The sequence below is a fragment of the Microtetraspora malaysiensis genome (assembly GCF_050947145.1).
Lineage (GTDB): Bacteria > Actinomycetota > Actinomycetes > Streptosporangiales > Streptosporangiaceae > Microtetraspora_A > Microtetraspora_A malaysiensis.
Genome location: NZ_CP191998.1, coordinates 1,826,818 through 1,844,417 on the forward strand (window position 1 = coordinate 1,826,818; position 17,600 = coordinate 1,844,417).

15 protein-coding genes, 1 tRNA gene and 3 pseudogenes are annotated in these 17,600 nt (G+C 67.8%); 9 read left to right on the forward strand and 10 right to left on the reverse strand.

What is annotated here, in order from left to right:
• Positions 1-380 precede the first annotated feature (380 nt).
• Positions 381-902: pseudogene (locus tag ACQP1V_RS08955) on the forward strand (ATP-binding protein); the annotation flags it as partial.
• A 47-nt stretch (positions 903-949) separates the two neighbouring features.
• Here ACQP1V_RS08955 and ACQP1V_RS08960 read toward each other — a convergent pair.
• Positions 950-1,492 carry a shikimate kinase gene (locus ACQP1V_RS08960; protein WP_433420780.1) on the reverse strand — a complete coding sequence of 181 codons (543 nt, stop codon included), beginning with the start codon at positions 1,490-1,492 and terminating at the stop codon, positions 950-952.
• Positions 1,493-1,599: 107 nt separating this feature from the next.
• On the opposite strand from ACQP1V_RS08960, the gene ACQP1V_RS08965 reads away from it, so the two are divergent.
• Positions 1,600-1,998, forward strand: a complete 399-nt coding sequence (locus tag ACQP1V_RS08965; protein ID WP_433420782.1) for a ChaB family protein — start codon at positions 1,600-1,602, stop codon at positions 1,996-1,998.
• A gap of 77 nt (positions 1,999-2,075) precedes the next feature.
• Here the strand turns inward: ACQP1V_RS08965 and ACQP1V_RS08970 are convergent, their stop codons facing one another.
• A complete protein-coding gene (locus tag ACQP1V_RS08970) occupies positions 2,076-2,363 on the reverse strand; it encodes a hypothetical protein (protein ID WP_387412869.1) in 288 nt (95 codons plus the stop codon).
• 146 nt (positions 2,364-2,509) lie between these two features.
• On the opposite strand from ACQP1V_RS08970, the gene ACQP1V_RS08975 reads away from it, so the two are divergent.
• The 5 genes from ACQP1V_RS08975 to ACQP1V_RS08995 all read left to right on the forward strand — a co-directional run bounded on the left by ACQP1V_RS08975 (position 2,510) and on the right by ACQP1V_RS08995 (position 5,592).
• A complete protein-coding gene (locus ACQP1V_RS08975) occupies positions 2,510-3,577 on the forward strand; it encodes a glycosyltransferase family 9 protein (protein ID WP_433420785.1) in 1,068 nt (355 codons plus the stop codon).
• 112 nt (positions 3,578-3,689) lie between these two features.
• The gene (locus ACQP1V_RS08980; RefSeq protein ID WP_066947049.1) at positions 3,690-3,935 is read left to right on the forward strand and encodes a BON domain-containing protein; all 246 of its coding nucleotides are present in this window, start codon (positions 3,690-3,692) and stop codon (positions 3,933-3,935) included.
• Positions 3,932-4,684: a metallophosphoesterase family protein gene (locus ACQP1V_RS08985; RefSeq protein ID WP_084259609.1), complete on the forward strand. Its 753-nt coding sequence runs from the start codon at positions 3,932-3,934 to the stop codon at positions 4,682-4,684. The genes ACQP1V_RS08980 and ACQP1V_RS08985 overlap by 4 nt, the downstream gene beginning before the upstream one ends.
• A 122-nt stretch (positions 4,685-4,806) precedes the next feature.
• Complete coding sequence (locus tag ACQP1V_RS08990; RefSeq protein WP_433420788.1) at positions 4,807-5,403, forward strand: nucleotidyltransferase family protein; 597 nt, start codon at positions 4,807-4,809, stop codon at positions 5,401-5,403.
• Between the two features lie 112 nt (positions 5,404-5,515).
• Positions 5,516-5,592: transfer RNA gene (locus ACQP1V_RS08995), tRNA-Lys, on the forward strand.
• A gap of 263 nt (positions 5,593-5,855) precedes the next feature.
• On the opposite strand, the gene ACQP1V_RS09000 is transcribed toward ACQP1V_RS08995, so the two are convergent.
• From ACQP1V_RS09000 to ACQP1V_RS09020, 5 genes are all read right to left on the reverse strand, one after another.
• Positions 5,856-7,475, reverse strand: a complete 1,620-nt coding sequence (locus ACQP1V_RS09000) for an endonuclease NucS domain-containing protein (protein ID WP_433420791.1) — start codon at positions 7,473-7,475, stop codon at positions 5,856-5,858.
• Between the two features lie 117 nt (positions 7,476-7,592).
• Positions 7,593-9,110, reverse strand: coding sequence for a tyrosine-type recombinase/integrase (locus ACQP1V_RS09005; protein WP_433420794.1), 1,518 nt, complete (start codon positions 9,108-9,110; stop codon positions 7,593-7,595).
• Entirely contained in the window at positions 9,097-9,333 is a 237-nt protein-coding gene (locus ACQP1V_RS09010) for a DNA-binding protein (protein ID WP_433420797.1), read from the reverse strand. The genes ACQP1V_RS09005 and ACQP1V_RS09010 overlap by 14 nt, the downstream gene beginning before the upstream one ends.
• Before the next feature lie 172 nt (positions 9,334-9,505).
• Positions 9,506-10,372 carry a TRM11 family SAM-dependent methyltransferase gene (locus tag ACQP1V_RS09015; protein WP_433420800.1) on the reverse strand — a complete coding sequence of 289 codons (867 nt, stop codon included), beginning with the start codon at positions 10,370-10,372 and terminating at the stop codon, positions 9,506-9,508.
• On the reverse strand, positions 10,369-11,166 hold the full coding sequence (locus ACQP1V_RS09020) for a hypothetical protein (RefSeq protein WP_433420803.1): 798 nt from the start codon (positions 11,164-11,166) through the stop codon (positions 10,369-10,371). Before ACQP1V_RS09020 ends, ACQP1V_RS09015 begins: the two co-directional genes overlap by 4 nt.
• A gap of 222 nt (positions 11,167-11,388) precedes the next feature.
• Here ACQP1V_RS09020 and ACQP1V_RS09025 point away from each other — a divergent pair.
• Positions 11,389-12,781 (forward strand): annotated as a pseudogene (locus tag ACQP1V_RS09025) (IS1380 family transposase).
• Positions 12,782-13,132: 351 nt separating this feature from the next.
• On the opposite strand, the gene ACQP1V_RS09030 reads toward ACQP1V_RS09025, so the two are convergent.
• The 3 genes from ACQP1V_RS09030 to ACQP1V_RS09040 all read right to left on the reverse strand — a co-directional run bounded on the left by ACQP1V_RS09030 (position 13,133) and on the right by ACQP1V_RS09040 (position 15,872).
• Positions 13,133-13,345, reverse strand: a complete 213-nt coding sequence (locus ACQP1V_RS09030) for a hypothetical protein (protein WP_433420805.1) — start codon at positions 13,343-13,345, stop codon at positions 13,133-13,135.
• An 81-nt stretch (positions 13,346-13,426) separates the two neighbouring features.
• Positions 13,427-15,046, reverse strand: coding sequence for a CocE/NonD family hydrolase (locus ACQP1V_RS09035; RefSeq protein ID WP_433420808.1), 1,620 nt, complete (start codon positions 15,044-15,046; stop codon positions 13,427-13,429).
• 199 nt (positions 15,047-15,245) lie between these two features.
• Complete coding sequence (locus ACQP1V_RS09040; protein WP_433425788.1) at positions 15,246-15,872, reverse strand: TetR/AcrR family transcriptional regulator; 627 nt, start codon at positions 15,870-15,872, stop codon at positions 15,246-15,248.
• Positions 15,873-16,154: 282 nt separating this feature from the next.
• Between ACQP1V_RS09040 and ACQP1V_RS09045 the strand changes: the two are divergent.
• A pseudogene (locus tag ACQP1V_RS09045) lies at positions 16,155-17,148 on the forward strand (IS1380 family transposase); the annotation flags it as partial.
• Positions 17,149-17,600: the final 452 nt, after the last annotated feature.

A 17,600-nucleotide genomic window follows, 5' to 3' on the forward strand; every position in this document is an offset into this window, starting at 1 on the left:
GTTTATGCATTTACGTCCGAGTAAGGTTGGCGACGCCCGCACCCGCCGCCCCGGAGCCTCTGTTTCCGGGGACGTCGAGCCGGTGCCCGAAGCGCTTCTCGCCGACGCCATCGGCCTCGACGTCACGCTGGAGAACGGGGTCAGGGCGCCGACCGTGGCCGAGTACTGGTTCGGGGAGGGCGTCGCCGTTCGCGCTGGTCACGCTGGGCGCCGAGGTGGGGTGCGGCCTCATCGTGGACGGGCGCCTCGTCACCGGCGCAAATTAGGTCGCGACGTTTCAGCTAAATTCAGGCGGCGACGCCGTCATCGAGAGGCGGTGGTTCGGTGTTCGCCGCGTCAACGGTCGGCGTTCTCGACGCTCCGATCAGCGGAAACAGCTGATGTGCCCGATCCGGCGCGGCATTCCCTGCCTTTCGTGTGGTGATCGACCCGCGGCGATCACGTGGTTGTCGATTCACGGCGCGGGGAGGCCGCCGTATCGTGATTGTGGGAGCGCTCCCACAACTAAGGAGGCGCAAGTGGTTCTTCCCTTCGCGAAGGAGCCGCCGGAGGCGTCGACGCGCGCGGCGGAGTTCCTACTGCCCGCGACGGGCGCCGGCGTGGCCGCCGCCCGCGCGCTCGTCCGCCGAGAGCTCCCATCGTGGGGCGCGGAGGCGCTGGTCGACGACTGCGTGCTCGTCGTCGGAGAGCTGGCCGCCAACGTCGTAAGGCACGGCGGGGCCGCGTTCACCCTCCGCCTGGCCGGCGACGGCGCCGGGATCCGCGGCGAGATCTTCGATCCGGGGGAGGGCGTGCCCCGGGCCCGGCTTTCCGGCCCCGGCGCGACCGACGGCCGGGGGCTGCTCATCGTCGGCGCGCTCACCGACGAGTGGGGCGTACGGCCGGGCCGCCACGGCAAGACGGTGTGGTTCGTCGTCGGCGGCGCCCGACGGGACGCGGACTATCCGGACTACTCGGAGTGTCCGGCTCGGCCGGATCGCTTCGCGTTCGCGAACCGGGCCAGCGCCCGCGCCGCGATCTCCTCCGGCGCCTGCCGCGAGCTGTCCGCGGTCAGGTCGGCCACCTCGCTGAAGTAGGCCAGCCGCCGCTCCCGCTGCTTGGCCAGCATCTCCGCCGTATCGGGGGCGAAACGCGGCCGGTGCGTCCCCGAGAGCGTCCGCTCCGCGAGGACCGCGGGCGGAGCGTCCAGGAACACCACGAAGGCCCGGCCCAGCGCCCGTCTCGACGCCGGGTCCTCGACGGCGCTCGCCGCCGCCGCGATCACCACGAACGGGTCCCCGGCGAGCGCCTCCCGCAGCAGGGACGCCTCACGGGCGTGTAGCTCCGCCGCCCCGAGATCGGTCGCGATGTCCGCCGCCGTCGTGCCGTACCGCTCCAGCAGCTCCTCGTCGTTGTCGCGCAGCGGCCGGTCGAGCGCGTCGGCCATCAGCCGGGCGACCGTGGTCTTCCCGGCTCCCATGAGGCCGGCCACGACGATCGGGATGTCCGTCACGGGGATCCTCCCTCCGCCTCGCGGCCGATGTTTGGGAGCCGTCGGGCGGATAGGGCTGATTCGTAAGAAGGCGATCCGCGAGAGTTCGAGAAAGGAGAGCCGCACGGATGCCAGGCCGCGAGGAACTCCCGTCCACCCTGGAGCGCTCGCCCAAGGAGGCGCAGAAGACGTGGATCAAGGCCCATGACTCCGCCGTCGAGACGTACGGCGAGGGGGAGCGGGCGCACCGGACCGCGTACTCCGCGCTGAAGCACTCCTTTGAGAAGGTGGGTGACCACTGGGAGAAGAAGGAGAAGCGGGGGCCGTCGGACGCGCAGGCGCGCAAGAGCAGGCCCAAGCGTGGCAAGACCGCCGAGGGAGTGAACGCCTCCGCTTCCAAGCACCACCTCTACGAGACCGCCGCCCGCCTGGAGGTCAGGGGCCGGTCCGAGATGTCCAAGGATGAGCTGGTCGACGCGATCCAGAAGGCCAACCGCCGCGTGACCGCGCGGGCGCGGGGACGCTGAGCGTGCCGGCCGGGAGCCCGAACGGAGCGCTCCGCCCGGGCTCCCGCCCGGCCGTGCCCGACGCCGGGCACGGTCGGTCACCCTCTCGACCGCGGGCCCACGCCGAGCCGGCGCTGGCGGCGCAGGGCGAAGAAGATGTCGGCGATCACGATGGCGGCGACGACGCCCGCCGCGGCGAGCACCCACCACACCCGGGTCAGCGCGCCGGTGAGGGCGACGCCGAAGCACACCGCCAGGAGGAGAGCGCCGAGCAGGATGTGGATGACGTCACGTGGCGTCGCGGGCACGCGAGCGATCCCCTTCTCGGACTCCTGTTCGGGCGTGACGCGGGGTTCCTGCGGATAGCTACGGGGTTCCTCGGACATGCGGCCCACCTACCCTCGGATCCGGTCGACTATCGCGTCGTTGTAGCGGGTTTGCCGGTACGCGCTCCGGGTAGCCGTGCCCAGGTGTCCCAGCCTCTACCGGTAACAAGCGCGGCCGGTGTCGGGTCCCGCGATCGCGTGGCGCCATGAGGAATCTCCTCGTCGAAGGCGTCGAACAGATCGCCGTGCTCCGGGCCAACGCTCTCGGTGACTTCCTGCTCGCGCTGCCCGCCCTGGAGGCGGTGAAGCGGGCCTATCCGGCGGCGCGGCTGACGCTGCTCGCCCGCGAGTGGCATGCCCGTTTCCTGCGCGGCAGACCGGGACCGGTGGACGACGTCGTCGCGCTGCCGCCGATTCGCGGTGTTTCCGTACCGGCCGACCAGGCGGCCGGTACGGAAACACCGCGGATCGGCCGCCTCTACGACGCGCTGCGCGGACGCTTCGACCTCGCGCTCCAGATGCACGGCGGAGGCCGCAACTCCAATCCGTTCCTGCGGCGGCTCGGCGCCCGCGTTACCGCGGGGCTGCGTACGCCGGACGCCGCGCCGCTCGACCGCTGGGTGCCGTACGTCCCCTACCAGCACGAGACGCTGCGCTTTCTGGAGGTGGCCCGGCTGGTCGGCGCGCACAGCGGCTGCTCCCTGGAGCCCCGGGTGGTGGTCACCCGGGCCGACTGGGCCGAGCTGAGCAGAGTGGTCGGCTCGCTGCCGCGCGGCGTGGTCGCCGTCCATCCCGGCGCGAACGACGCGCGCCGCCGATGGCCTCCCGAGCGCTTCGCCGCCGTGGCCGACCGGCTCGGCCGTCCCGTCGTCGTGACCGGTACCGAGCCGGAACGCGAGATCGTGGAGCGGGTCGTGCGCGCGATGCGCGGCCCCGCCGTGCCCGTGGTCGGCGAGTTGTCGATCGGCGGACTCGCCGCGCTCTACGCCGCCTGCGACCTGCTGATCGCCAACGACACGGGACCGCGGCACCTGGCCGCCGCCACCGGCACGCCCACCGTCGGCGTCTTCCTGTGCGTGAACCTCGTCAACGCGGGGCCGCTCTCCCGCAGCCACCACCGGCCGCTGATCTCGTGGACCACCGCCTGCCCCGTCTGCGGCGCCGACGGGACCGACCCGTACGGCGAGCCGTGCGAGCACCGCGTGTCGTGGGTGGGCGACGTGACCGTGGAGGAGGCGGTGGGACAGGCCCGGGACCTGCTGGGATGGCGCTGACATGACGGTGCCGAGAAGGCGGAGGGGGCCGACCTCGGCCAGCCGCGCGACGACCTGTTTTATCCCTGATTGGGCGGGCAGGCGCTGGAGAGGCTGATCTGAGGGGGAGTCCATGGACGCGCCGCACTATGTCGCGGCCCGGGTGCAGCGGGCGCTGGCGGAGGACGAGCGGACCGTCGAGCTGGGGATCAGGGTCGACGTGCGGGGAGACAAGATCTTTCTCCGGGGCCGGGTCAGCGCGCCGGAGCGCCGTCTCCTGATCGAGGACGTCGCCCGTGAAGCCGCTCCGGGCCTTTCCGTGCACAACGAGATCACGCTGGTGGAGGTCCGTGAGCCGGGAGAGGAGGAGCCTCTGTGACACAGACGAGAGTCGCTGCCGTGGCGGACATTCACATGGGGGAGGACCTGCGCGGGCGCTTGCGGCCCAAGCTCCACGGCATCGAGGATCGGGCCGACGTCCTGCTGGTGGGCGGTGATCTGACCAGGCACGGGACCGTCGCCGAGGGCCGGGTGGTCGCCGACGAGCTGCGCGACCTGCCGATCCCCGTGATCGCCGTGCTCGGCAACCACGACTACCACTCGGACTCGGAGCAGGCGATCACCGCGATCCTGCGGGACGCCGGGGTGATCGTGCTCGACGACGAGGCGACGATTCTCTCGATGAACGGCGCGACGCTGGGCGTGGTAGGCGGCAAGGGGTTCGGCGGCGGGTTCGCCGGCAAGTGCGCGAGCGAGTTCGGCGAGCCGGAGACCAAGGCGTTCGTCCGGCACACCCGGCACATCGCCGACCGCTGGCGGAACGCGCTGAGCGGCCTGGACAGCGACCACCGGGTCGTGCTGAGCCACTACTCGCCCGTCAAGGACACCCTCATGGGCGAGCCAACGGAGATCTATCCGTTCCTCGGGAGTTACCTGCTCGCCGAGGCGGCCGACGAGGAGGGCGCCGATCTGATCATCCACGGTCACGCGCACCTCGGTACGGAGAAGGGGCTCACTCCCGGCGGCATCCAGGTGCGCAACGTCGCCGTGCCGGTGATCGGCATGGCGTACGCGGTCTACCGCCTCAACGCCCATGACACCGCGCCGCCGTCGGGGCCGGACCGGTGACCGCGGCCGCCAAATCCGACATACTTTGTAAAGGGGGCGCGGAGGGGCGTTCCTTGCGGTTTGCCATCGAAACCGCCTTCCCCGGATTGTTTGCGTCGAATTCGGAGGGGCAGACGAGCCAAGTGGGCAGTCACACGCACGCCGTCACCGACGCCATCCTGGACACGCTCAAGCGCGCGGGAGCGGGCCTGCGCGACGCGGGGGTGCGCTTCGCCCTGGCCGGCGGCTGCGCCGGCTACGCGCGAGGGGCCGCTCCCTCGCTGCACGACGTCGACTTCGCGCTCGTCGAGGAGGACGTCGGGCTCGCGCTCAAGACCCTGGAGGATCTCGGGTTCCGCACGGTCAAACCGCCGGAGGACTGGCTCGTCAAGGCGTACGACGAGAGCGGCGTTCTGGTGGACCTCATCTTCTCGCTGGCCAACCGGCCGGTCACCGACGAGATGATCGCCCGTGCCGACCTGATCAACGTTGCCGCGCTCAACCTGAAGGTCCTGGAGGCGACCGACCTCGTCATCTCGTGGATCATGCCGATGTCGGAGCACAGTTGCGACTACGGGGCGATGCTCCCCATGGTCCGGGCGATGCGCGAGCAGGTCGACTGGGGCAGGGTGGTCGCCGTCGCCGCGCCCTCGCCGTACGCCTCGACCTTCGTGACACTGCTCGAACGGCTGGGCGTCATCGCCCCGGTCACGCCCTCGGCGGGGGTGACCTGGCCCTGACCGCCCCCTGATCGACGCCGCGTACGTGACGAGGGCCGGGCTTTCGGGGCGCGTGCGCCTTCATGCGCATGGACGAAGTACCTCAAATCTTCGCTACTCTTATGGGTGTCAGGCGCCGCTAGCTCAGTTGGTTAGAGCAGCTGACTCTTAATCAGCGGGTCCGGGGTTCGAGTCCCTGGCGGCGCACCAGCAAGAAACCCAGGTCGGCGTGTCTGACCTGGGCTTTCTTCATTTGGTGACCAACTCAACCGCGACCCGTGCCCCTTGGCGATCATGATGGTTGCTCGTCGTTTGCTCGCCAGCCGAAATCCTGGTCGCGGCATGATCATTTGCGGCCGCTGGGCGGGCTTGCTGTCGAGAAGATTGAGGCTGAAGGGCAAAGTACCCTCCGCGCTCGAGCCTGAGGTATCGCGTGATCGAGGCCGGTCTTGGCGAGGGCTGCGAACAGAGATTCAGGTGGAGGTGATGTGGATGGCGAGCTCTGCGTGGTACTTCCTGAGCAGCGCTGCCACCTGTTGGGCATGCTCCTCTAAGAAGGTCTCTAGGCTGAGTGCGCCTTTCCACCCCCAGTCGCGTAGCTCCTCAACCCCCGTGATGCGACGCATGCCGGCCTCGCTTGGCATGAGGAGGGTCGTGTTATTTAAATCTTCCGGCCTGCGGGTTAGCGGCGAATCGCTGACGATCTCGTAGATCACGTAACGAAGTCCTAGAAGATCGAGAAGTGCTTGGTCGTGTTGCCAGACGACACCCTGGTTGCGGGCAATGCCCCAGATGATCGGATCCCGGTATACAGACATGACGCACTGCTCAAGGTTTGGGGTACGAGCCCCGCCCCATTGGAGTTGACCTTGGATGCGAAACTGCTCGACTCCCTCGGTGTGGGAGACCGCGAATCCCAGCACCATCGGCTCGTGTTCGGCAAGGTTCCCGGGGGCGCCAAAGACGATGGTGCTAAGCAGATCGCAGGGGTTGTAGACGTGAAGGGCGACGTCGTAGGGCTGAGGAAGATCCGCCACTTTATCGAGCCATTCACCAACGAGCATCGTCCAGTCAGTGTTGCCCGCCAGGCTGTTCAGAGCCGCCTCTCGGAAGGCCGCCCACCGGCTTGCAATCTTGGTGTTCGCGCTCCCGTCAAATAGGACTTGCGCTCCGCCATCCTGGCCCTTCAAGGCCCTAAGGATGTCCTGCTCCTCGAGCAACTCTGATGGGGTATAGGCCCCAGAGCCGCGCAGGCCTTCGAGCTCCCAGTTGGGGTGGTTCACCAAGTTGACGAACTCGTCCGGAGACCCATCTTCAACGGTTCCGACGGCGAACACGTTGGCACATATATGACACAACGCCGCGTATTCGAGGGGGTATGGATGGTCGTCGGGCTCCTCTTCGTCCCAGTTCTCGGCCTCATCGACATCGGTTCCTGGTGGAACTAAACGAGAATCGATTCGGCCGATCGCGCAGTAGAGGGCATATGGAGCTCGAATGATCCCTGAAGGTCCTATGTAGTGGAGATCTGCGCCGGCGATGTCGTGTGCGTGAGCCTCGGAGGCGTAGCGGATGATTTTCTTCCAGCCTTGATCACGATCTTCAGGGGAGTTGAAAAAGTAGACGAACTGGATTGGGGTCAAGGCGTGACCGAAGGGATGCTCGAGTAGGCTCACTCGCTCGGCGTTCAGAGGGGTGCCGTCTCGTGCGATCGTGAGTTGGTAACCGCGGAGATCATAGGACCAGTCTCGAGCAAGGTTGCTGACAGGGGTCAGAAGCTCACTCCACTGGGGATCAAGAGCTATGATGATCGCTCTGATCCGGTCTGCCGGAAGTTGCTTCTCTCGGCAAAGCAACTCGGTGTACTTGGCGACTTCGTGTACAGCCTGGCGGGCAGTCGAGTTCAAGCGCTTAAGTTCGATTACGACCCACATGCCGTACTGGTCGCGGGCGAGAATATCGATAGACCCACGTGTTCCATGAGCGTTGGCAAGAGGAAACTCCGACTTGACTAGCCGGAGTCCCGGCTCGATCACATGAAGATTCTCTTTGAGTAAGTCACGGATGACACTCTCGCGAGGGCTGGATTGCACCGTTATCTCCAGAGATGGGGGGAGAGATCTTCGTTACTCTACGATGGCGAGACACGTATGCGTGGCTTGTTCGGAAGATTCGGCATTGTGTTCATGGGCCGGGAAGGGCCGGCAGCATCACCTTCTCAATGGGATGAGGGCGGCGGCGTCTTCGGCGGCTTGGCGAGCGAGGTCGGGGAGGACCGACGTGTAGGTGTCGGCGGCGATGGTGATGGAGGACAGGCCAAGGGTCTCCTGGACGACCTTGAGATCGTGCCCGGCGGCGAGGATGAGGGTCGCCGCCCCGTGGCGGAGATCGTGGAGCCGTACGGGTGGCAGGTCGGCCTGGTGAGCGACCCGCTCGAACTGGTCGGTTACGTGGGCCGGGTGGAGCGGCTGTCCGTTCTCCTGCGTGAACACGAAGTCGTTGTCCGTCCAGTCCCCGCCCGTGGCGAGGCGTTGTTGCCGCTGGTTCTTGCGGTGGGTGCGGAGCACTTTGATCGTCTCGCTGTCGAGGGCGACGTGGCGTTCGCCTGCTTCGGACTTCGGCTGTCCTTGGTCGGTGGTCCAGCCGAGCTGGGTGATCTGCCATCGCACGGTGATGACCCCGGCCTTGAGGTCGACGTCGCTCCAGTGAAGCCCGCATGCTTCGCCGCGTCGTAGCCCTCGGAGGGCGACAAGGTGGTACAGCGCGTACAGCTCATGAGCTCGCGCGACCGCGAGAAAGGCTCCCGTCTGCTCGGGCGTCCAGACCATGACGGCCGAGGGGCGGGGTGTGGAGATGTAGACATCGAGGGGCCGCTTGCCGTACGGCCGTTGGTGCTCGGCGGAGAGTTGCTGCGCGTACTCGAGACGCCACGCTCGTACGCGCTCGGGGGTCCAGATCAGAGCCTTGGGGCGTTTCCCGGAGGGGAGTTCCACGAGGGCGGCGACGTTGATGTCGATGAGCCGCTGCTTGATCGCGGTGTTGAGCGCGGCCCGCAGCGTCGCGCGGATCCGCTGTTTGGAGGCGGGGCCGATACGGCGTTTGCCCTTCACCGCCACCTGGACATCGGGGTCGTTGCTGGTTCGGGCGCGCTCGATGGCGTCGTTCAGCTCGTCGATCGCGTCAAACACGCTGGCCACGTCGGCGGCTTGGAGCCGATCCAGGCGGATGCTGCCGATGTGGGGGATGAGGTAGAGCCGGATGTGGCTTTCGTAGCTTCGGCGGGTGTTCTTGCGCAGGCCGGTCTTGCCGGATAGCCACTCGGTGAGCCATTGGCCGACGGTGAGGCGGCGTGTCAGATCCCGGCCGGATCGGAGCTGGCGGCGGAGGGCTTCGACGTCGGGGAGTTCCCGGCGTTCCCGGACGGTCCGCTGGATGGCATCGGCGATCTTGACGCTGATGTCCAGATCGTCGACGTCGGCCAGGGCCAGCAGGCTCCGAGCGTGACCCATCTCCTCCTGCGCCGCTGCCTGGGCGCTGAAGCCGCCGCGCCGAAGCGGCTGACGGCGGGTGCCGTCCGATTTGGGAGGCAGTTCCAGCTGGTAGTACCAGGTGCCGTGATCGCGGCTCCAAGCTCCGCCGGTGCGGCGGAGCTTGGAGCACTTCTGGCCCAGTCGTCTGCCGTTTTCGTCGCGGCAGCCGCACTGCTTGTAGGTCTTACCGGTCGCCATCGGCACCCGCCTTTCTGTCCGATCCGTCGTTCTGCTGGAGGCCGAGCAGGGCGAGCAGATCGGCGGTGGGCACCAGGTAGGTCTTGCCGATGCGGATGATCCGGCAGGGGAACTGGCCGGTCTTGGCCAGTTCATAGGTCTTGGTGCGTCCCAGTCCGAGGGCTCGCCCGGCGGTGACCAGGTCGATCACCGCCGGGAGTTCGGCCAGCTCCGTCAGGGACATCCCGTGCCTCATGCCGACACCCGAAAGTCGGCGGCGCGGGCGGCCCCCGCCGGAGTGGTTGATCGACGCTCGGCTCCATGCCGGTCGTCAAGTGGAATCCGCTGGACCACCCGGGGAAATCCGCTGGCACCAGCGGCGGGGTTCCCCCTGATCGGCGCGCTGAGAGCGATGGTCATCGCACATCACCATCCGTCGCGGTGTCGCCGGTCGGGGTGGTGAAGACGAGCAGGTCCTCGTGGGCGATGGCGTGGACGGGGACACCGCGGGCCTGCGCCCGGCGTGCCTCCTGGAGCTGGAAGAACGACGCACGAGACACGATCCGGTCATCGCGAACCCCGCACAGCAGGGCCGCGATCCGGTCGATGAGAACGAGCCCGGCGTGCTCGGCGACGTCGAGCACTTGGCCGGGCAGGTCGATCAGCTCGCCGCGTACGCGGATCGGCCGGATGGTGATCGCGACGATCCCGCCGGGCCGCAGGAGATGCCGGCAGCCGGTGAGGATCTCCCCGAATCCCTCCATCAGGGTGACGAGATCGCGGTGGGCGAGGTTGCCCGGGTTGTGGCTGTAGCGGTGGTTCCACTTCTTGATTCCCGGCTCGCCGGAGTCCCGGGTGGAGCGGACGTGCCCGTGGGTGGAGGAGCCGTACGGCGGTGAGGTCAGCACCAGCGCCACACGACCCGCGCGGTCTCCGAGAAGGACGCGGATGCGGCGAGAGTCTCCGACGATCACGCGGCTGGTGCTGGTCGCACCCTGGCGGTGGGCGTGCAGCAGGTTTGTGACGGCGAGGTTCGCCCAGCGGGCCTCGTACTCCACGCCGACCGCCTCCCGCCCGAGGTGGACTGCCTCCACGAGGGTGGTGCCGATGCCGCACATGGGGTCGAGGACCAGGTCGCCGGGCTGGGTGTAGGCGGCGATGACCTTGGACGCGACCGCGGGCAGCATCTTGGCCGGGTGGTCCATTGACGCGGGCAGGTAGCGGCCCGTCCGCTGGGTGCGGGAGGTCAGATTGCCCGTGGCCCACACCGAGGGCAGCGTCATCGCGCACCTCCGTCGCTGGCGACCTTCGTGAACAGCAGGACGTCGGCATGTACGCCGACTGTCACGGGCGGCGCAGGAGTGCGGACGTCGTAGAGGTAGCCGAGGCCCTCGGGAGCGGCCTGGACGACCAACTCGCCTTCGCGGACGGGAACCCGCAACGCGATGACGTGCTGGGTGTAGGCGAACCCAGCGGTGCGGGCGGCTCGGATCAGAACAGGCGCCTGGTCGCGGAGCCGTTCGCCCTCTCGATGGGGTGCGGTGACGACGGCGAGGTGCCCGCCGTCGCCGAGAACCTGCCACGCGCCCCGCATCAGTGCGAGCCGCTCATCCTCCGGTCCTCCGCTGCCCGGACAGGCGGGGCACTGCCCTTCGGAAGGGCACGGCGGCGCGTAGATCACCAGCCGGGCGGTTCCGGCCTGCTTGGCCAGCGCGGATTCCATCTGCCGAGGGGACGACGGGCGCAGGTATATGCCGGTCAGCTCCTTGGCGGGGAAGATCTCCTGGAGCTGGGCGCGGATGGCCTGGGCGTGCGCGACCTTGGGAACGAGGGCGATCGCCTTCCGCCCTTGCAGTACGGCGCAGGCGAGCGTGGCCGCGTTGACCGGGTGCGTCTCGACGATCAACTCACCGGGCTTGCTGCACGCGGAGATGAGGTGGCGGGCGAGCTCGATGCTGACCAGCGTGTTACGGCGCGGGCACCCGGTGGTGGCCTGGTCGCATTCGGGCTGCTCGTCGGCGCAGAGCCAGACCGACAGCGGCAGGAGCTGCCGGCCCGAGGTGGAAGGTTTCGTCATTGCGTGGTGACCCGAGGCGGTCACCGATCCCCAGCTACACCTGGAAATACCTCGTGCCGCCCGCCAGATCGGACACCTGGTCGCGAACATCTTCGAGTTGAGGGCATCAAGGCGTGGCGGTGAAGATCGAAATGTCGGCGGCGGCCTCTAACCTCGGGCTTTCGCGCCGAATTTCGCCGGAGTTGATCGTTTACATGAGAAAAGTGTCTTTGAGCTGGGAGGATGGGGCTTGTCGAAGGTCCAATCCGCGCCAGATCAGAAGGCACTTTTCGCGTGCAGACTATCGTCTCCCGTTCCAAGATTGTTGCCTCCGCCGACGGCAACGGCCTCATCTCCCAGTCGGGCGGTCTGCTACTCCTGGAGACGCTGCGCGTCACCGGCCTGGACCGGGCGCTGTCAGCACAGCTGGAGCGATGGCGCTCTGCTCGCGCCGTCCAAGATCCCGGCAAGGTCATCGCTGATCTGGCCATCAGCCTCGCTCTCGGTGGGGGCTGCCTGGCCGATGTTGCGATGCTGCGCTCCCAGCCCGACCTGTTCGGCCACGTTGCCTCCGACCCGACGGTCTCCCGGCTGATCGATCGGATGGCCGCCGACCCGGCTCAGGCGTTGAAGGCGATCCGCACCGCACGCGCCACCGCGCGTGAGCGGGCCTGGACGCTCGCGCGAGACACAGCGCCCGGCGCCGACGGCGAGCTAATCCCCCTCGACATCGACGCGACCACCGTCATCGCCCACTCCGACAAACAGCACGCGACGTCGACCTGGAAAAGAGCTACGGCTTCCACCTCATGACCGTCTTCGCCGACCATGGCGCGGGCGGGGCCGGAGAGCCGCTTGCCCTTGTGCTCCGGCCTGGAAACACCGGGTCCAACACCGCGGCCGACCACATCGACGCCACGGCGCTCGCGCTGGCCCAACTGCCCAAACAGCGCAGGCGTCAGGTGCTGATCCGCACGGACTCCGGCGGCGGCACCCGCGAGTTCCTGTCCTGGCTGAGTGGGCCGGGACGCCGGCTTGCCCACTCGATCGGGTTCACCCTCACCGAGGACATCGGTGCCGCGATCCTGGCCCTGCCCGCCGCCGCGTGGACGCCGGCCTACGACGACCACGGTCAGGTCCGGCCCGGCGCGTGGGTGGCCGAGCTGACCGGGGCCGAAGGGGATGCGCCTCATCGTCCGCAAGGAACGCCCCCACCCGGGCGCGCAGTTGCGCTTCACCGACATCGACGGGCACCGCTTCACCTGCTTCGTTACCAACACCCGACGCCGATCTGGAGTTACGCCACCGGCGGCGAGCGCGTTGCGAGGACCGCATCCTCTGCGCCAAGGACACCGGCCTGGCCAACCTGCCGCTGTACGACTTCACCCAGAACCAGATCTGGGTGGAGATCGTCGCACTGGCCTGCGAACTCCTGGCCTGGATGCAGATGCTCGCCCTCGACGGACCCTCCCGCCGCTACGAACCCAAACGGCTACGACTGCGCCTGTTCGCCGTCGCCAGACGACAGGGTCCGCGGCGGCCGACGCCTCCGCCTGCGCATCGCCACATGATGGCCAGGGCGGCGCAGATCATCACCGCCCTGGCTCGACTGCACGCCCTGCCAGCGCCGACCTGACCAGCACCAAACCGTCCCTACGACCAGGAAAGGAACCCACGGGCCCGTGGAACCCCGCCCAACCGGCGCGACAGCCGGGGCAAAAGGCTGACCACGACCGCGAAATCAACCCCCAGCCGAACCCTTCAGCCGACCACCGAAAGATCACGAAAGATCGAGGCTAGCGCCTGTCGTAAAGGGCCAGCACCGCGCCCAGCACCGCACGCGGTCGCGGTCCTACGCCGTAGCGAAGTTCGGGAGCGCGCTGGCGACATGACCGCGCTTGAAGCACTCGACCGCCTTGAAGCGCACCGCGCCGACGTGAGTCGACGCGGGTAGTCCTTGAACGGCGTGAGCGTCGCGGCCAGTCACTCACAGCCATTTCTCGACATGGTCTTCGTCGTAGTCTTCGTCGCCGTTCATCATCATGATTGCGTGACCGAGGTTCAGGTTTGATTCCAAGTCCGGTATGGCGCACTCGGCACAGAGTTCTCCGTCATAGTCGCCGTCTCCGACGTACTCCTCGTACTCGTCTCGCACAGTTGAGACATCGAATCTCGTTCCGCAGTTCAAACACTTCGCCATGTCGGCACTTTACGCAATGCGCACACCGTCCAACGGGGTAGACGGGGTACACCCGTACTTGTTAGCGGTAGTCCCTGCCCTTCAAGTGACCGGCAGTATGACAGCGGACGGGCGGTTGGTGTCGTGATGGACCTGCTGGTCGGCTGCGCGCATTGCGCTTGCGGTAGCTGGCGGCTCACCTGTGCCGAGGTTGCGGTCCCAACGAGGATACGCCGCGCTCGCAATCTGTACCCGGATGCGGTGGCCGCGCGTGAACCGGTGGGCGACGGGCGCCAGTTCGATCTCGACCATCCGGTCGATCGACTGGTCGGCAGCGAACCGGCGCAGCGCGTCCGACACATGCGTGACCTTGCCGGCGGGCGAGACCTCGCTGATGCGCACGTAGAAATCGGTGTGTGCCAGGCTGGAGGTCACGTACAGTTCGGCGGAGGGGATGCCGATGACCTCCAGATCGGTCGGCAACGGCTTGCCGGTGTAGGTCAAAACGTCGTCACGGGCACGCAGCACAATGTCGCCGGTCTTGCGTCGGATGCCTATCATGCGGGACATGCCGGCCACGGCCGGGGTCGGGTCGGCGGGGTCGAAACGGTAACGGTCGGGCGCGGAATCCGCCGGTAGATCGCGGGCCAGACCACCATTCGCGTGCAGGTAGAGGCGCTGCGGCTGCGCCTCGGCGGGTGGGTAGACCTGCAGGTCACGCCACGCTTCAGCTCCCCTGACGTAGATCCGCACCGGTGCCTCGCGCAGCCCGTGCTGGTCTTTCAGCAGGTGGGCGCGGAGCCAAGCGAGGCTCTCTCGCAGGGCGGTCATCGACAGCTCGGCGTCCCAGTGCTGCCACGGCCCGATGGTGAGGTACGGCTCGCGTCCCGCCTTCCGCAGCGCCTGGTAATCGCGTACCAGGCCGGGCAGCGCGATGTCATCCCAGCCGCTGATCAGGTGGTTGGGGGCGGTCACCGTCGGCACCGCCCGGCTGTGATCGCCGCGCGACCACCACGGGTCGTCGGCACCGGGGTGCGCGAGCCAGTTCCGCCAGTGCGGTGCCGCGGCGCCGATGGCGATGGTGTCGGCCTCGGTCAGCGGGAGCCGATGAGCGGCCTGCGCCCGCTTCTTGCCGCCTAACGCAACGGCGGACAGATAGGCGGGTACCGGCCTTTCCTGGTTGGCGACCATGCTGATCCAGCCCAGGCAGAGTTCGAGGGCCAGCGCGCCGCCCGGGTAGAGCAGGTCGTAGGCGTTCGACCCGATCAGCGAAGTGCTCATGGCCCGCAGCTCCGGCCCGGCCTCGGCGGCGATGGCCCACTGCGTGTAGCCGTTGTAGCTCTGGCCCAGTGTGCCCAGTTCGCCGGTGAACCACGGCTGTTCGCGCAGCCACGCGAGGACGGCCAGGCCGTCGTCGCGCTCAGAGACGAACGGGGTGAGCTTCCCTCCGGACCCGCAGGTACCCCGGCCGCTGACAACTACGACGTGGAAGCCGCGTTCGGCGACAAGGCGGCTCAGCATGCCGCCTTTGGTCCTGTCGGTATACACGGAGCGGATCAGGACGGTCGGCCGATCGCCGAGACCCCGGGGCACGTAGTGATCGGCCAGCAGCACGACGCCGTCCGCCATCGGAACGCGCAGATCCTTCTCTACAGTCACGTTCTTGGTCTCGGCCGGGGCCAGTTTTGCCCTACGTGCCAGAATCCTGGCGGCAATGCTCATGGCAGGTGTCCTTTTCGGTGCGGCAGTACGGCTGATGAGGGTGACGGCGACATGCGCCTCGAGAAGCAATGGGCAAGGGCCGGTCAGGCGGCGGACGAACAAGCTCGGCCCGAGTCGCGTCGGCTTCGGCGCGCTGCAGCATCAGCGGCGTACGGCCATGCGTCACCGCTGGCGCCACGAATGTGACGAGGCACACCGTTCATCGTGGCCCGCGCTCGTCGCGGACGGCGTCCCACGCGTCAAGGGCGTGCTCGTCGGTGAACACACCCCGGGTGAAGATTTCGATGCCGGCGCGGGAGAAGCGCAGCAACGTCCGCATGTCGTGCACGTCCGCCGTGCCCAATGACCGTGCCAGGTGCTCACCGAACGCCAGCGGCGCCAGTAGCCACGTCACGTACATCGCGGCGCGCGCGGGCGGGTCGTCGCTGGGCTGCACCCTGCCCTCGCGCACGCCCTGTTCTAGCCACTGGCTGGTGGAGGCGACGATCTCATCGAACAGTGCCGCCGCCTCCGAAGTGCCGTCCAGGAACGCCCGTCCCAGGTAGCGGCGTACCGCCACGCCCGCCTCCAGCATCGCCGCCAGCCCGGCCGTGTCGCCCAGATCGGCGTCTGGAGCACCTTTCACCAGCGAGATGACGTAGTCGTCGCACGCCTGGCGCAGGCCTTCCTTGGTGGCGAAGTGATGCAGCACCAGGGCGTGCGAGACGCCGGCGCGCTGGGCCACCGCGCGAAGGCTTACCCGGCTGGCTCCTTCGGCACCGAACAACTCCAGTGCCGCGTTCCTGATCCGGGCCCGCGCGGTCAAATCATCGTCGGCTGATCGCATGGTCAAGATACTAACCATATGGTCAGCGCAATGGGAAGCCGATACTCTCGCCCGCGGTTGCGGCCGCGCTGGGCAGTGGATCCAATGGCCGCACCCGCCTGTATGAAGCCAGGGCCCGAGTGACGCCGGCAGTCGATGGTTGAGACAGCAAAGGCATGGTGTTGGCCATGCAGGTCAGCGATGGACTCCAGGTGATCACAACGCCGCTGCAGCTACCGGTACGCCGACTATGGGACCGGGTCATACCGTGTCACAGCGGTGCAAGGCACATCGTCCTAGCTAGCGCACGACACAGCGCCCAGCGCAGACGGTGAACTGATCCCGGTGGACATCGACGCGACCATCGTGATCGCCCACTCCGACAAACAGCACGCGGCGCCGACCTGGAAAAAGAGCTACGGTTTCCACCCAATAACGATCTTCGCCGACCACGGCGCCGGCGGGGCCGGGGAGCCGCTGGCCATCATGCTCCGCCCAGGCAACGCCGGGTCCAACACCGCGGCCGACCACATAGACGCCACCCGTCTCGCGCTCGCCCAACTGCCCAAGCACCGCCGCCGTCAGGTACTGATCCGCACGGACTCCGGCGGCGGCACCCGCGAGTTCCTGTCCTGGCTGAGTGGGCCGGGACGCCGGCTCGCCTACTCGATCGGGTTCACCCTCACCGAGGACATTCAAACCGCGATCCTCGCGCTGCCCGCCGCCGCGTGGACGCCCGCCTACGACGACCACGGCCAGGTCCGGCCCGGCGCGTGGGTCGCCGAACTGTCCGGCATGCTCGACCTTTCCTCCTGGCCGAAAGGCATGCGGGTCATCGTCCGCAAGGAACGCCCGCATCCAGGCGCGCAGTTGCGCTTCACCGACATCGACGGGCACCGCTTCACCTGCTTCGTCACCAACGCCCGCACCGGTCAACTTGCCGACCTGGAGCTTCGCTACCGCCGTCGGGCCCGCTGCGAAGACCGGATCCACTGCGCCAAGGACACCGGTCTGGCCAACCTGCCCCCTGCACGACTTCGACCAAAACCAGATCTGGGTGGAGAGCGTCGCTCTGGCCTGCGTACTGCAGGCATGGATGCAGATGCTCGCCCTGCACGGCACCCCCGCCCGCCGCTACGAACCCAAACGCCTGCGACTGCGCCTGTTCGCCGTCGCCGGCCGAATCGTCCGCGGCGGCCGCAGGCTACGGCTACGCATCGCCCAACGATGGCCCTGGGCGACGCATATTGTCACCGCCGCCCTCGACCGGCTGCACGCCCTGCCAGCACCCACCTGACCAGCACAAAGCGCCCCGACGAGCGAGAAAGGAAACCCAGCGGGCCTTGGAACCCCGCCCACCCGGCGCGACAGCCGGGCAGCCGCGCTGACCAAGGCCAGAAATTTAGCCCCAGACGGACCGCTTAACCGACCAAACGAAGATCACGAAAGATCGAGGCTAACGTCGGTCCTCCCGTGAGTCTTGTTGGAAGGACGGTCGATGGCTGAGTTGCTTCGGAAGGTCGAGGAATCGGTCAAGGTGGATTATGGGAGCTTCAGTCTGGACGACCTCGGACTGTCTCCGCAGGACGAGGGGGTGGGAGCTCAACCCTGAAGGGGCGCCCACCTTCGCGATTCACAGGCAGGAACTGACGACTCCTGGCGAGCCACTCCAGGACTAAATCAGATGGCTGGGCCGGATCGTGTCGATCTTGCGCCGGCTAAACCCGAGTTTCCCGGCGAGCGGGAAAT

Excerpts from the sequence above, each read along its gene's own strand:
- ACQP1V_RS08965 (WP_433420782.1), top strand. The coding sequence starts at position 1,600 with ATGCCAGGCCGCGAGGAACTCCCGTCCACCCTGGAGCGCTCGCCCAAG.
- ACQP1V_RS08970 (WP_387412869.1), bottom strand. The coding sequence starts at position 2,363 with ATGTCCGAGGAACCCCGTAGCTATCCGCAGGAACCCCGCGTCACGCCC.
- ACQP1V_RS08975 (WP_433420785.1), top strand. The coding sequence starts at position 2,510 with ATGAGGAATCTCCTCGTCGAAGGCGTCGAACAGATCGCCGTGCTCCGG.
- ACQP1V_RS08980 (WP_066947049.1), top strand. The coding sequence starts at position 3,690 with ATGGACGCGCCGCACTATGTCGCGGCCCGGGTGCAGCGGGCGCTGGCG.
- ACQP1V_RS09005 (WP_433420794.1), bottom strand. The coding sequence starts at position 9,110 with ATGGCGACCGGTAAGACCTACAAGCAGTGCGGCTGCCGCGACGAAAAC.
- ACQP1V_RS09010 (WP_433420797.1), bottom strand. The coding sequence starts at position 9,333 with ATGTCCCTGACGGAGCTGGCCGAACTCCCGGCGGTGATCGACCTGGTC.
- ACQP1V_RS09015 (WP_433420800.1), bottom strand. The coding sequence starts at position 10,372 with ATGACGCTGCCCTCGGTGTGGGCCACGGGCAATCTGACCTCCCGCACC.
- ACQP1V_RS09020 (WP_433420803.1), bottom strand. The coding sequence starts at position 11,166 with ATGACGAAACCTTCCACCTCGGGCCGGCAGCTCCTGCCGCTGTCGGTC.
- ACQP1V_RS09030 (WP_433420805.1), bottom strand. The coding sequence starts at position 13,345 with ATGGCGAAGTGTTTGAACTGCGGAACGAGATTCGATGTCTCAACTGTG.
- ACQP1V_RS09035 (WP_433420808.1), bottom strand. The coding sequence starts at position 15,046 with ATGAGCATTGCCGCCAGGATTCTGGCACGTAGGGCAAAACTGGCCCCG.
- ACQP1V_RS09040 (WP_433425788.1), bottom strand. The coding sequence starts at position 15,872 with ATGCGATCAGCCGACGATGATTTGACCGCGCGGGCCCGGATCAGGAAC.